The 12,323-nt window shown below is 62.6% G+C and carries 13 protein-coding genes; 6 read left to right on the forward strand and 7 right to left on the reverse strand.

Features of this window, described 5'->3' with window-relative positions; translation table 11 throughout:
* Positions 1-93: 93 nt before the first annotated feature.
* Genes AC1RMX_RS13605 through AC1RMX_RS13615 form a run of 3 tightly spaced genes read left to right on the forward strand, consistent with a single transcriptional unit; the run spans position 94 to position 2,682 of the window.
* The gene (locus AC1RMX_RS13605; protein ID WP_096820234.1) at positions 94-1,509 is read left to right on the forward strand and encodes a cytochrome ubiquinol oxidase subunit I; all 1,416 of its coding nucleotides are present in this window, start codon (positions 94-96) and stop codon (positions 1,507-1,509) included.
* A 17-nt stretch (positions 1,510-1,526) separates the two neighbouring features.
* Entirely contained in the window at positions 1,527-2,543 is a 1,017-nt protein-coding gene (gene cydB, locus AC1RMX_RS13610; protein WP_096820195.1) for a cytochrome d ubiquinol oxidase subunit II, read from the forward strand.
* Positions 2,530-2,682, forward strand: a complete 153-nt coding sequence (locus AC1RMX_RS13615) for a DUF2474 domain-containing protein (RefSeq protein WP_074688757.1) — start codon at positions 2,530-2,532, stop codon at positions 2,680-2,682. The genes cydB and AC1RMX_RS13615 overlap by 14 nt, the downstream gene beginning before the upstream one ends.
* An 81-nt stretch (positions 2,683-2,763) precedes the next feature.
* Here AC1RMX_RS13615 and AC1RMX_RS13620 read toward each other — a convergent pair whose 3' ends face one another.
* Positions 2,764-3,615, reverse strand: a complete 852-nt coding sequence (locus AC1RMX_RS13620) for a CAP domain-containing protein (protein WP_096820194.1) — start codon at positions 3,613-3,615, stop codon at positions 2,764-2,766.
* A gap of 200 nt (positions 3,616-3,815) precedes the next feature.
* Here AC1RMX_RS13620 and AC1RMX_RS13625 point away from each other — a divergent pair, with 200 nt between their 5' ends.
* Positions 3,816-4,436, forward strand: coding sequence for a cell wall hydrolase (locus tag AC1RMX_RS13625; protein WP_096820193.1), 621 nt, complete (start codon positions 3,816-3,818; stop codon positions 4,434-4,436).
* Here AC1RMX_RS13625 and AC1RMX_RS13630 read toward each other — a convergent pair.
* Positions 4,433-5,320 carry a LysR family transcriptional regulator gene (locus AC1RMX_RS13630; RefSeq protein ID WP_096820192.1) on the reverse strand — a complete coding sequence of 296 codons (888 nt, stop codon included), beginning with the start codon at positions 5,318-5,320 and terminating at the stop codon, positions 4,433-4,435. The two genes, AC1RMX_RS13625 and AC1RMX_RS13630, sit on opposite strands and share 4 nt — an antisense overlap.
* 103 nt (positions 5,321-5,423) lie before the next feature.
* On the opposite strand from AC1RMX_RS13630, the gene AC1RMX_RS13635 reads away from it, so the two are divergent.
* A complete protein-coding gene (locus AC1RMX_RS13635) occupies positions 5,424-6,824 on the forward strand; it encodes an MFS transporter (protein WP_493072262.1) in 1,401 nt (466 codons plus the stop codon).
* Here AC1RMX_RS13635 and AC1RMX_RS13640 read toward each other — a convergent pair.
* The 4 genes from AC1RMX_RS13640 to AC1RMX_RS13655 form a co-directional block, all read right to left on the reverse strand.
* Entirely contained in the window at positions 6,769-8,184 is a 1,416-nt protein-coding gene (locus AC1RMX_RS13640; protein ID WP_096820190.1) for a heavy metal sensor histidine kinase, read from the reverse strand. The two genes, AC1RMX_RS13635 and AC1RMX_RS13640, sit on opposite strands and share 56 nt — an antisense overlap.
* Positions 8,181-8,852 carry a heavy metal response regulator transcription factor gene (locus AC1RMX_RS13645; protein WP_085732003.1) on the reverse strand — a complete coding sequence of 224 codons (672 nt, stop codon included), beginning with the start codon at positions 8,850-8,852 and terminating at the stop codon, positions 8,181-8,183. The genes AC1RMX_RS13640 and AC1RMX_RS13645 overlap by 4 nt, the downstream gene beginning before the upstream one ends.
* A 19-nt stretch (positions 8,853-8,871) precedes the next feature.
* Positions 8,872-9,123, reverse strand: coding sequence for a DUF2790 domain-containing protein (locus AC1RMX_RS13650; protein ID WP_085711463.1), 252 nt, complete (start codon positions 9,121-9,123; stop codon positions 8,872-8,874).
* A gap of 167 nt (positions 9,124-9,290) precedes the next feature.
* A complete protein-coding gene (locus AC1RMX_RS13655) occupies positions 9,291-10,004 on the reverse strand; it encodes a murein L,D-transpeptidase catalytic domain family protein (RefSeq protein WP_096820189.1) in 714 nt (237 codons plus the stop codon).
* Between the two features lie 152 nt (positions 10,005-10,156).
* Here AC1RMX_RS13655 and AC1RMX_RS13660 point away from each other — a divergent pair, with 152 nt between their 5' ends.
* Positions 10,157-11,761: a L,D-transpeptidase family protein gene (locus AC1RMX_RS13660; protein WP_096820188.1), complete on the forward strand. Its 1,605-nt coding sequence runs from the start codon at positions 10,157-10,159 to the stop codon at positions 11,759-11,761.
* Positions 11,762-11,764: 3 nt separating this feature from the next.
* Here AC1RMX_RS13660 and AC1RMX_RS13665 read toward each other — a convergent pair whose 3' ends face one another.
* On the reverse strand, positions 11,765-12,280 hold the full coding sequence (locus AC1RMX_RS13665; protein ID WP_096820187.1) for an HvfX family Cu-binding RiPP maturation protein: 516 nt from the start codon (positions 12,278-12,280) through the stop codon (positions 11,765-11,767).
* Positions 12,281-12,323: the final 43 nt, after the last annotated feature.

Genomic DNA, 12,323 nt, shown 5'->3' on the forward strand with positions numbered 1-12,323 from the left:
AACCCTTTTGCAATTTGACTGGCTGCAGGCGTTCACGCCTGGCGGTGGCCCGGCCGTGTGCTGCCGCTTTTCAGCCTTGATGAGGACATCATCATGTTCAACCTGGAGGCACTGGACCTGGCGCGAATTCAATTCGCGTTCACGGTTTCGTTCCACATCATCTTCCCGGCGATCACCATTGGCCTGGCGAGTTTCCTGGCGGTGCTCGAAGGCCTGTGGCTGAAAACCGGTAACGACACTTACCGCGATCTCTACCACTTCTGGTCGAAGATCTTCGCCGTCAACTTCGGCATGGGCGTGGTCTCGGGTCTGGTCATGGCGTACCAGTTCGGCACCAACTGGAGCGGGTTTTCCGACTTCGCCGGCAGCGTCACGGGGCCGTTGCTGACCTATGAAGTGCTGACCGCGTTCTTCCTCGAGGCCGGGTTCCTCGGGGTGATGCTGTTCGGCTGGAACCGCGTGGGCCGTGGCTTGCACTTCTTTGCCACGGTGATGGTCGCCATCGGCACGCTGATCTCGACCTTCTGGATTCTCGCGTCCAACAGCTGGATGCAGACTCCGCAAGGCTTCGAAATCGTCGACGGTCGGGTGATGCCGCTGGACTGGCTGGCCATCGTGTTCAACCCGTCGTTCCCGTTCCGTCTGGCGCACATGGCGATTGCCGCGTTCGTGGCCACGGCGTTCTTTGTCGGCGCTTCGGCAGCCTGGCATTTGCTACGTGGCAACGACACCAAACCGGTGCGCAAGATGTTTTCCATGGCGCTGTGGATGGCGCTGATCGTGGCGCCGATTCAAGCGGTGGTCGGTGACGCCCATGGTTTGAACACCCTGGAACACCAACCGGCGAAAATCGCTGCCATCGAAGGCCACTGGGAAAATGCCGACAACGGGCCGACCCCGCTGGTGCTGTTCGGCATCCCGGACATGCAGGCGGAGAAGACCAAATACGCCATCGAGATTCCGTACCTCGGCAGCCTGATCCTCACCCACAGCCTCGACAAGCAGATACCGGCGCTCAAGAGCTTCCCGAAAGAAGACCGGCCGAACTCGACCGTGATCTTCTGGAGCTTTCGTGTCATGGCCGGGCTGGGCATGTTGATGATCCTCGTCGGTGTGCTGGGCCTGGCGTTGCGGCGCAATGGCAAGGTCTACCGTCATCGCGGCTTCCAGCGGCTGGTGCTGCTGATGGGGCCGAGCGGTCTGATCGCGCTGCTGGCGGGTTGGATCACCACTGAAGTCGGGCGTCAGCCGTGGGTGGTGTACGGCCTGATGCGTACCCATGACGCTGCGTCCCATCACTCGGTGGCGCAGATGAGTACCTCGCTGGCGCTGTTCGTTGTCATCTACTGCTCGGTGTTCACCGTGGGCATCGGCTACATGATGAAGCTCGTGAGCAAAGGCCCGCAGCCGCACCACGAACACCCGCCTGAAGGCACCCAGATACAGACCCCGCGCCGGCCTCTCTCGGCGGTCACCGACAACCTCGAATCCGCGACCCGGATCCACTGATAAAGGAGCGTTGAGTCATGGGTATTCAAGGTATCGATCTCTCGTTGATCTGGGGCGTGATCATTGCCTTCGGGGTGATGATGTACGTGATCATGGACGGCTTCGATCTGGGCCTCGGGATCCTGTTCCCGTTGATCAGCGACGAGCAGGAACGCGACGTGATGATGAACACCGTCGCACCCGTTTGGGACGGCAACGAAACCTGGCTGGTGCTCGGCGGTGCGGCGCTGTACGGCGCGTTTCCGCTGGCTTACGGGGTGATTCTGGAGGCGCTGTATCTGCCGCTGATCTTCATGCTGGCGGGTTTGATTTTCCGCGGTGTGGCGTTCGAGTTTCGCTTCAAGGCGCCAGCGGAAAAACGCTATCTGTGGGACTGGGCGTTCATCGGCGGTTCGCTGCTGGCGACGTTCTCCCAGGGCGTGGTGATCGGCGCGTATGTGGCCGGGATTCCGGTGGTGGATCGGCAGTTTGCCGGTGGCGGTCTCGACTGGCTGGCACCGTTCCCGCTGGTCTGCGGCGTCGGTCTGGTGGTCGCTTACGCCTTGCTCGGCAGCACCTGGCTGCTGGTCAAGACCGAAGGCATGTTGGAGTCTCGGATGCGTCACTACAGCCGTCCGCTCGCTTGGCTGTTGCTGGCGATGGTGGTGGTGATCGGCGCGTGGACGCTGCAACTGCACCCGGAACTGGCCACTCGCTGGTTCAACCATGCGCACCTGACCGTGTTCGCCGGGCTGGTGGTGCTGGCGGCATTGTCGCTGTTCGGGCTGTTGCGTTCGCTGCGTCAGCGGCACACCCACTGGCCATTCGTGTTCACCCTGGTGCTGATGTTCCTCGGTTACATCGGGCTGGCGCTGAGCATCTGGCCGAACATCATCCCGCCCTCGGTCAGCCTGTGGGCGGCGGCATCACCGGCCACCAGCCAGTTGTTCGCCCTGATCGGCGCACTGTTCATCCTGCCGGTGATCCTGATGTACACCTTCTGGAACTACTACGTCTTCCGCGGCAAAGTGAGGATTGGCGATGGCTACCATTGAAATGCGTGAAGTGAAAAGCCGCTGGTACAAACGACTGGGCTGGTTGCTGCTGATCTGGTCCGGCAGCGTGGTCTCGCTGGCGGTGGTGGCGAGTCTGCTGAAACTGGCGATGTATGCGGCGGGGATGAGAACCCACTGACCAAAAAAAACCGGAGCCTGGCTCCGGTTTTTTATTGCCTGCATTTTCCTTCCTCCCCAGATGGAGAGGGTGCCCTGAGGTTTAATCCCCGCCAAACATCGCCGTCCAGTAAATGCCGGCGCTGCTCTTCGGATCGACGGCATAGGCCGCGCCCAGCTCACGGTATTGCGGGTTCATCAGGTTGGCGCAATGACCGGGGCTGGCGAGCCAGCCGGCAACGACTTTCTGCACGGTATCCTGCCCGGCGGCGATGTTTTCGCCGACCTGCTGACCGCTGTACCCGGCCAGTTCGGCGCGGTCGCCGGGGGTACGGCCGTCGCGGTCCTTGTGGTCGAAATAATTGTTGTTGGCCATCTGACGGCTGTGATCCTGCGCCACACCGCCGAGCACGGCGTTCCACGCCAGCGGCGCGGCGGCCGAGAAGGCCTGGCCGCCGCACTGGCGTGGCTGGCTGCGGGCGGCGTTGAGTTGTGTCAGCAACTTCTGGCCTTCGGCTTGCCCATCGCCCAGGCGCGCCGACAGCAGCGGTCGGGCCAGCGTGATGCGCCAGTCACGGTCGGCGCGGCTGACGCCGATATCGACGAACTGTGGATCCAGCACCACCTGGCAGAAGCTCTCCTGAATCGCCTTCATCGCCGACGCCGCATCGCGAGGGCCGTTGAGGGTGATCGCCTGCACATTGACCATCGGGTAGCTGGCACTGGCCATCGCCTGCTGCAGATCGACGACGCCGCTGGCCGGCAGAATCAGGCGCGGGTCGGCCGACAGCGGCGGCAACTCACTGGACGCCTGCGTGCCGCAACGCTGCGGCTGGCTGCGGTAGCTGTTGATCGACTCGACCAGTTGCGACTCGTCGGTAGCCATGGCCGAGGTGGCCAGCGCCAGTCCCGTGGACAACACGGCGAGTCGCATAACGGATGGCATGAAGCGCATGGAAATCTCCCTTGGGCTGAGTGCGCCCATGATGCGCGAAAGGCCCCGGGTTCGCGCAATGTCTTTTTCTTCACCGAGCGGTTTTTTCTGCGGAACGATGCCGCCGACTCTACCGTCTACCCTCTGCGAGGGCCCCGGAATCCGGGCGTCTCAGCCACGTAACACTTTGCCCGCAAGGGGCGCTGCCGGAAGAATCGATCATGAAATTGCACGGGCTGATCTGTTGTCTTGTGTTGACCCTGCTGAGCGGCGCGGCAATGGCCACCGATCAGGCGCCCATCAAGGAAAAGGCCGAAGCGAAAGCCGAGGTACTGGAAGAGAAGGCTGCCGACAAACCCGACGCGCCCCCGGCGCCGAAGTCCGAAGCCATCACCCCGAAAGAGGTGCAAGCCGTCGACCCGGCCGGCACCGCGCCGCTCGACGACCCGATCACATGTCTGGCGCGCAGTATCTATTGGGAAGCCAAGGGCAAGGACACGGCGGAAATGGAAGCCGTGGCCAACGTGGTGATGAATCGTCTCGGCCACGACGGTTTTCCGGGCACCGTGTGCGAGGTGGTCAAGCAGGGCTCGGAAACCAAGAGTTGCCAGTTTTCCTGGTGGTGCGATGGCAAGTCCGATCAGGTCAAGGAAGACGCCGAATACGCGCTGGCCAAGGAGATCGCCGGCAAGGCGCTGAACCGCCAGCTCACGGATCGCACCCATGGCGCGCTGTACTTTCATGACCACAACGTCGACCCGAGTTGGGCGAAGAAGTACACCAAGACCGCCGAGACCGGGAAATTCCTGTTTTACAAACCCAAGGACGGGGAGGCGCGCTAGGCGCAAACCTCTCGCACACAATTGCGCAACCAGCGATGCGCCGGATCGGCGTCCATGCGTGGATGCCAGAGCATGGACACGCTGATGTCCGGCATGCGCAGCGGCAGGGCGAAGCTGTGCAGGCCCGTCCGCAGTTTGCTGGTGTGACGTTCCGGGACAGTGGCGATCAGGTCTGATTCACGGACCAGCGTCAGTGCTGCCGAAAACCCGCCGAACGAGGTGACGATATCCCGCGTCAGGCCGAAGGCGAGCAATGCCTCGTCCACCGGGCCGCTGCTGCGCCCGCGGCGTGACACCAGAATGTGCTGGCCTGCAGCGAAGCGTTTGGCGCTGACCTTGCCGCTGCTCAACGGATGCCCCTCACGCACCACACCGATCCACTGATCCCGGAACAGGATGCGACTGTGCAGCGTCGGGTCGGTGCTGTCGTCGACCACACCGGTTTCCAGATCCACCCGGCCTTCGCGCAACAGCGTGCTGTCCTTGTCGGCTTTTTGCACAAAGCGCAGACGTACGCCGGGCGCCTCTTCGGCGATGCGGGCGAGCAGGGCGGCGGCAAAGGTTTCGACAAACCCGTCGGTGTTGCGCAGGGTGAAGGTGCGCCGCAACTGGCCAGGATCGAGCACCTCTGCAGGGCGCAGAACCGCTTCGGCTTCCTGCACCAGATAACTGACCCGGTCGCGCAGCTCCAGCGCACGCGGGGTTGGCACCAGTCCGCGACCGGCGCGTACCAGCAGCGGATCCCCGGTGGTTTCCCGCAGACGGGCCAACGCCCGGCTCATGGCTGACGGGCTCAGGCGCAGCCGCTCGGCGGCGCGGGCCACGCTGCCTTCGCTCAGCAGCACGTCGAGGGTGATCAACAGGTTCAGGTCCGGTGCATTCATGACATGGCGTTCCATGCAGGTATCAAGTGCAAAGCATGCGTCTTGCGCCTTGTATTGTCGAGGCTCAGGCTATGTCCCATGACCTTTGCCCTGTGAGCCCCCCATGCACCGAGAACCCCTGAGCCCTTCAGCCCGCTGGGCGTTGACCAGTCTGGCGCTGTCGATGCTGATGCCATCGCTGGACACCAGCATTGCCAACGCCGGATTGCCCACGTTGGCGGCGGCGTTCGATGCGACGTTTCAACAAGTGCAGTGGATCGTGCTGGCCTATCTGCTGGCGGTCACCACGTTGATTGTCAGTGTCGGGCGGCTGGGTGACGGCTTCGGTCGGCGGCGCTTGCTGTTGATCGGCATCGGTATCTTTACCGCCGCTTCGCTGGCTTGCGCTCTGGCGCCGAGCCTTGGCTGGCTGATCGGTGCGCGGGCGGTGCAAGGCCTGGGTGCAGCGATCATGTTCGCTTTGACGGTGGCGCTGGTGGCCGATGCGGTGCCTAAATCCCGGGCCGGCAGTGCGATGGGGTTGCTGGCCACGATGTCGGCCACCGGCACCACCCTCGGGCCGTCGCTCGGTGGGCTGTTGATGGCGCATGTCGGCTGGCAGTCGATATTTGTGATCAATGTGCCGTTGGGCTTGCTCAACGCATGGCTGGTGTATCGCTATCTGCCCAAGGATCGAATCGCCCGCAAGCCAGTTGCGTTTGATTATCCCGGCACCGCGGTGCTGATGGTGACGCTGGCGACCTATGCACTGGCGATGACGGTTGAGGGATTCACCCAGACGTTGTTGCTGATCAGTCTGTTGGGCGTGGGGTTGTTCGTCCTTGTCGAGATGAAGAGCAAGGCGCCGCTGATTCACCTGTCATTGTTCACCGACACACGAATCAGCAGCAGTCTGGCGCTGACGTTACTGGTGACGACGGTCATGATGACCACGCTGGTGGTCGGGCCGTTTTACTTGAGCCGAGGACTGAGCCTTTCCAGCACTCAGGTCGGCTTGGTGTTGTCGATCGGGCCACTGTTGGCGGCGTTCAGCGGTGTACCGGCGGGGCGTCTGGTGGATCGTTTCGGTGCGCGGCGGATGGTGCCGGGCGCATTACTGGGATTGGCCTGCGGTTGCGGACTGTTGGCGTTGTTGCCGATGAGTTTCGGAGTGTTTGCGTATGTGCTGCCGATAACGCTGGTGGCCTTGAGTTATGCGCTGTTCCAGGCTGCCAACAACACCGGGTTGATGTCCGGCGTCGCTCAGGATCAGCGCGGGGTGGTCTCGGCCATGCTCGGGCTGGCGCGCAATCTGGGCTTGATCACCGGGGCGGCGGCGATGGGCGCGGTGTTTGCCCTGGCCACGGACGATCCGACTCAGGCGCCGGCCGCAGTCATCGCCGCCGGATTGCACATGACCTTCGGCGTTGCCACAGCGTTGATGGTCGCGGCGCTTGCGCTCGGAGCCCTCACACACCTGCGTCTCGCGTCTCCCGGGCTGGAAAAAACAGCTCAAAGCAGGTGACACCATCAGCACTGCTGACGCTGTAGCGGCCCTGATGCAATTGCATGATGGTCGCCACGATCGACAGACCCAGACCGTTGGATTGGGCCGAACGCTCGCGGGACGGATCGGCGCGATAGAAGCGTTCGAACAGCCGCGACAGGTGTTCGGCAGGAATCGTCGCGCCCTGATTGCACACCCGCAGATAGCTGCCGTCCGCTTCGGCAATGGCCTCGACCTGCATCGTCGAATCCGCTGCGCCGTACTTGATCGCGTTTGCGCACAGATTGGCCAGGGCCCGACGCAGCAGCATCGGTTCGGCCCAGATCACGCCACTGCCTCGGGCCTCGATGCTGATGCCGACATCCGCCGCCAATCCTTCGAAGTAATCGGCGATGCGCTGCATCTCATCGCAGGCGTCCAGCTCCTGACGCTGGCTCAGGGCACTGGCCGGGTCGGTGCGGGCGAGAAACAGCATGTTGTCGAGCATCCGCGCCAGCCGTTCGAGTTCTTCGACGTTGGAGGCGAGCAGCTGTTGATAGGCGTCGACGCTTCGGTGCTGTTGCAGGGCGACCTGGGTTTCGCCGAGCAGGTTGTTGATCGGCGTGCGCAGTTCGTGGGCCATGTCGGTGGAGACCTGGCTCAGTTGCGCAACACCTCGGTCGAGCCGGTCCAGCATCGCATTGAAGGCTTCGATCATTGGCTGCAATTCCCGAGGCGTGCCGTGGCGGTCGAGGCGTTCGCCGAGGTTGGCGATGCCGATCCCGTGGGCATGCCGGGCAATCCGCCGCAACGGCAGCAGGCCGCGATACACCAGCAGGCAGCCCACCAGCGCCAGGACAATCGCCGCCAATGACGCCAGGCCGTACACGCTGAGTCGGTAGTTGGCGAGCATCGCCGTGCGTTCGCTCATCACCTTGCCGATCAGCACTTGCAGATTGCCCTGGTCGCCGGAGTCGATACTGGCCGCCACCGCCGAGAACGGCACGCCGTTGATGCTCGGCAAATGCTGCACGTCGTTGAGGGCCATTACATGGTCGACCGGCACGGCGGGCACACTCGGCAGTGCCAGGTCGCTGGGGTTGACCACGAACAAGGGCGGTTGCCCCGGCGCACCGATGGTCAACAGCGCTTCGCGGTTGCCCAGCATGTTCTGAAACAGCGCCGGTTTGTTCTTGATCAACTCCAGGGTGTTGCTGTCGTTGAGGATGGTGCGCAACTGATCGATGCGGCTGACCAACTGGATGTCGTCGCGGCGGGTCAGTTGTTCTTCCAGCTGGTTGTAAAGCGCCGCGCCCAGGCCTGCCAGCGCAGCAAAGGCGAGCACCGCGAACACCAGCGCCAGGCGCAATGTCAGGGAGTAAGTGCCGGTGACTTTCATGGCTGGGTATCGAAGCGGTAGCCGATGCCGCGCACGCTGTGGATCAGCTTGAGCGGGAACGGGTCGTCGATCTTCGCCCGCAGGCGGCGCACGGCGACATCGACCACATTGGTGTCGCTGTCGAAGTTCATGTCCCACACCCGCGAGGCAATCAGCGAACGCGACAGCACCTGGCCGGTGTGGGTGGCGAACAGTTGCAGCAAGGCGAATTCCTTGTTGGTCAGGGTGATCCGGCTGCCGGCGCGGGTGACCCGGCGTTTGAGCACGTCGATCTGCAAGTCGGCCACCTGCAATTGCTCTTCTTCATGGATCGGCCCGCGCCGGGTCAACGTGCGCAGGCGCGCCACCAGTTCGGCGAAGGAAAACGGTTTGATCAGGTAGTCGTCGGCGCCCAGTTCCAAGCCCTTGACCCGGTCGGCGATGTCATCCCGGGCGGTGAGGAACAGCACCGGCGTGTCGGCTTCCTTGCGCAGCCGGCGCAGAACTTCCCAGCCATCCATTTTGGGCATCATCACGTCCAGCACGATCACGTCGAAGTCGTGTTCCAGCGCCAGGTGCAGACCGTCGGCGCCGTCCCGGGCCAGGCTTACGTTGTAACCCAGTTCCTGCAAGCCGTTGAGCAGGTAATTGCCAGCCTTGGGTTCGTCTTCGACGACAAGGATATTCATGGGCACTGCGCCTCACTGGTCAGTTGGTGCAACCGCTGCCTTGCACTTGATAGTCCAGCACATGTTCGCGGCCCTGGTGGTCGAGGTAGTTGAGTCGTGCGGGAATGACGCCGCAGGCTTGGGAAATATCGGTGCTGGAGAGGACTTTGTCGACATCCAGGTGCACATAGAAGCCGTTGGTGTCGTGAATGACCGTGTTGTCCGGCATTTCGGCGGCGAACACGGTGCCAGTGGCGAGGAGGGCGGTGAAGGCAAGGATCAGGGTTTTCATGATGAGTCACTCGTGTCGGTGAAGTGGATCGGCAGTGGTGCCGGAACAACTTCAGGCTACCGAGCGATCCGCTCGGCAAACCGACAACTCAATGACAAAGCTGTAATGAAACCCTGAAAACACAAATCCCCTGTGAGAACAGGGGATGTTTTTTACAACGAATATTTTCAGCTACCGTGGGTGCTGAGAATGCTGGCGATCTGTTGCGGCTGGCAGTTGAGATACGGCGAGGACTTCAGCCAGTGCTGATCCGGGTACCAGGAAAACATGTACTGGCCGTCCTTCAGGCTGTCGATCACGCGTCTGGCAACCTGCGGGCGTACGGCCGGGCAACCCTGGCTGCGGCCCAGCCGACCTGTACGTTTGCTCCAGAACAGGTTCACGTAGTCGGCGGCGTGGATCACAATGGCGCGGTCACGGGCCATGTCGTTGACGCCCGGTTCCAGACCGTCCATGCGCAGCGAATAACCGTGGGTGCCTTCGTAACTTTCCTGGGTGCGGAACAGTCCAAGGCTGGACTGGAAACTGCCTTCGCGGTTGGAGAACCGGGTGGCGAAGTTATCACCGGACATCGATCCGTGGGCGACCAGGTCGCGCAGGATCAGTTTTTTCTTGGTCAGGTCGAAGATCCACAGGCGTCGCTCGGTGGACGGTTGCGAATAATCGATGATCGCCAGGTGACGGGACTGCTTCGCGCCGTTGTTGATTGCGCATTGCATGGCGTTCAAGGCACCTTTCAGCGCCTGGGGATTGAGTTCCGGAGCGGCGTGGGCGAGGCTGTTGTAGAGAACCGGCTGCGAGGTGCCGGCGGCAAAAACCTGACTGGTCACCAGCCCGATGGCAGTGGCAGTCAGCAGAAGTCGGCGCAAAAACGTCAACATTTAAAGTGAGTCCTCACTGGTTACATGTTTGGCACTTTGGCTCCTGACGTCCAGTCGTCCCCGGCAGGCCCGCGAATCGGACCTGACTGTATCACCGCACCTGATGTAAGGTTGACCGTCAATCAAGACGGCCATGGATTGGAGTAAAGCAGTTGTTCAAAAAGTACGCATGCTACTTGAGCATTTGTTTGCTCGCTGCGCCGTTTGTCGTTTGTGCCGATGAGCCTCTGCCGGCACTCCCGACACTGCCGGCAGAAATGCCTGTCGAGCCGCAAAGCCCGCTGCAGGCCGCGTTGATCAGCCTGCCTCAGTTCTGCCCGGCGATTGCCGCCCGTCTCGGCGGCCCGGCGCTTGAACAGTTGCAGGCGTTCTATCAGCAGCAGGACTGGCTGCCGGTGTGGGCGGCGGCCGGGCAATTGCCGCAATTGCACGCGCAATTGCAGCTGCTGGCCGACGATGGCCTCAATCCGAAACGCTATCCGGTCGCAGAAACAGTTCCGCAGGACGGCGATCTGTGCGCCGACATCGACATCAGTCGCAACTACCTGCAAGCCTTGCAGGACCTGCATTACGGTCGTCTGCTGCAATCGCACTTCGAACCGCTGTGGCACGCCGACGAAACGCCGCGTGACCGTCAGGCCGAACTGCTCGCCATCGCCGTGCCGGGCATGCATGACATGGCGGCGGCCTTCGATCTGGCGCGGCCGAACCTGGCGCAATATCAGAACCTGCGTCACCTCTATGCCGCACAACGCCTGCAAGCCTTGCCGCACTGGCAATCGGTGGGCAACGGGCCGCTGCTGCGTCCGGACATGGAAGACAAACGCGTACCGGAACTGGCCAAGCGGCTGTACAGCGAAGGTTATCTGAGCAGTGTGGTCGGCACGCCGGACAACGCTTATCACGGTGTTTTGGTGGAAGCGGTGAAAAGCTTCCAGGCCAACCATTCGTTGCAGGCCGACGGTGTGGTCGGGCCGGGAACGATTGCCGAGATGAACATCAGCCCGCTGACGCGCCGCGAGCAGCTGCGGGTCAACCTTGAACGGTTCCGCTGGCTGGCCCAGGACATGGAGCCCGATGGTTTACTGGTCAACGTCGCCGCTGCGGAACTGACCCTGTATCAGGACGGCGAGCCGGTGTGGCAGACCCGCACCCAGGTCGGTCGCGCCGAGCGCCAGACGCCGCTGCTCAAATCCCGGGTTACGCGCCTGACGCTGAACCCGACCTGGACCGTGCCGCCGACCATCTGGAAAGAAGACAAACTGCCGGCAATCCGCAAGGATCAGACCTTCCTCAGCCGTCAGAACCTGCAAGTGCTCGACGCCAATGGCCAGCCGCTGGCCGCCGCCGACATCGACTGGGACAACCCCGGAAACATCCTTCTGCGCCAGGACGCCGGGCCGCGCAATCCGCTGGGGCAAATGGTCATCCGCTTCCCGAACCCGTTCTCGGTGTACCTGCACGACACGCCGAGCAAGGCGCTGTTCGACAAGGGCCCACGGGCGTTCAGTTCCGGTTGTGTGCGGGTCGAGCATCCGATGAAACTGCGCGACTTCCTGCTCAGCCCGGCGGAAAGGGCTCGCACCGACACCTTGCTCGCCACCGGCGCTACCCATGAATTCCGCCTGAGCAACCCGGTGCCGATCCTGATGACTTACTGGACGGCACAGGTCGACGGGAAGGGCCGCGTGCTCTACGCGCCGGACATCTACAGCCGTGACAGCGCGTTGCTGGCGGGCCTTGACCGGGCGCATTGATTCTCAGCGGCTGGCGCGTTTCCAGAAAAAACGCGCCAGCCACGCATCCACACTCAATTTGCCGGCCCCGGCAAACACCAGCGGCACCAGCGCAGCCAGGTAAATCGCCGGCAGCTTGAAGTTGCCGAAGCCCTTGTTGGTGATCGCGTAGCCCTGCGCCAGTTCGCTCAACGACGACCAGTCTGCCGGCCAGTGCACGGCGGCGGTGGCGACGACCGTCACCACGATCAGCGAAATGGCCGAGATCCGCGTGCCGAGTCCGATCAGGATCGCCAGCGCGCAGATCAGCTCGGCCCACATCGACAGCTCCCAGTTCAGCGTCGCTGGCAGGTGATCGAAGGGAAACGGGAAACGGTCCTGAATGTCTTCGAACCAGTTCTGGCCGTTGAATTTCTCCAGGCCCGATTCGAAAAACTCCCAGGCGATGAACAGGCGCAGGGTCAGCGGCGCCAGCCATTGGCCTGCGCGGTCGAGGTTCAGGTGCAGGCCTTTGACGGCCGTCGAGAGAGCAGTGGTCATGGGATGGCTCCGTTCAATCAAGGGAAAACGGGACACCGGCGTG

This window comes from Pseudomonas sp. GW822-FHT03F04 (genome assembly GCF_058801405.1).

Bases quoted from the DNA above. Each gene is read 5' to 3' on its own strand.
- AC1RMX_RS13655 (WP_096820189.1), bottom strand. From the start codon at position 10,004: ATGTTGACGTTTTTGCGCCGACTTCTGCTGACTGCCACTGCCATCGGG.
- AC1RMX_RS13620 (WP_096820194.1), bottom strand. From the start codon at position 3,615: ATGCGCTTCATGCCATCCGTTATGCGACTCGCCGTGTTGTCCACGGGA.
- AC1RMX_RS13650 (WP_085711463.1), bottom strand. From the start codon at position 9,123: ATGAAAACCCTGATCCTTGCCTTCACCGCCCTCCTCGCCACTGGCACC.
- AC1RMX_RS13605 (WP_096820234.1), top strand. From the start codon at position 94: ATGTTCAACCTGGAGGCACTGGACCTGGCGCGAATTCAATTCGCGTTC.
- AC1RMX_RS13625 (WP_096820193.1), top strand. From the start codon at position 3,816: ATGAAATTGCACGGGCTGATCTGTTGTCTTGTGTTGACCCTGCTGAGC.
- AC1RMX_RS13640 (WP_096820190.1), bottom strand. From the start codon at position 8,184: ATGAAAGTCACCGGCACTTACTCCCTGACATTGCGCCTGGCGCTGGTG.
- AC1RMX_RS13645 (WP_085732003.1), bottom strand. From the start codon at position 8,852: ATGAATATCCTTGTCGTCGAAGACGAACCCAAGGCTGGCAATTACCTG.
- AC1RMX_RS13615 (WP_074688757.1), top strand. From the start codon at position 2,530: ATGGCTACCATTGAAATGCGTGAAGTGAAAAGCCGCTGGTACAAACGA.
- cydB (WP_096820195.1), top strand. From the start codon at position 1,527: ATGGGTATTCAAGGTATCGATCTCTCGTTGATCTGGGGCGTGATCATT.
- AC1RMX_RS13665 (WP_096820187.1), bottom strand. From the start codon at position 12,280: ATGACCACTGCTCTCTCGACGGCCGTCAAAGGCCTGCACCTGAACCTC.
- AC1RMX_RS13630 (WP_096820192.1), bottom strand. From the start codon at position 5,320: ATGAATGCACCGGACCTGAACCTGTTGATCACCCTCGACGTGCTGCTG.
- AC1RMX_RS13635 (WP_493072262.1), top strand. From the start codon at position 5,424: ATGCACCGAGAACCCCTGAGCCCTTCAGCCCGCTGGGCGTTGACCAGT.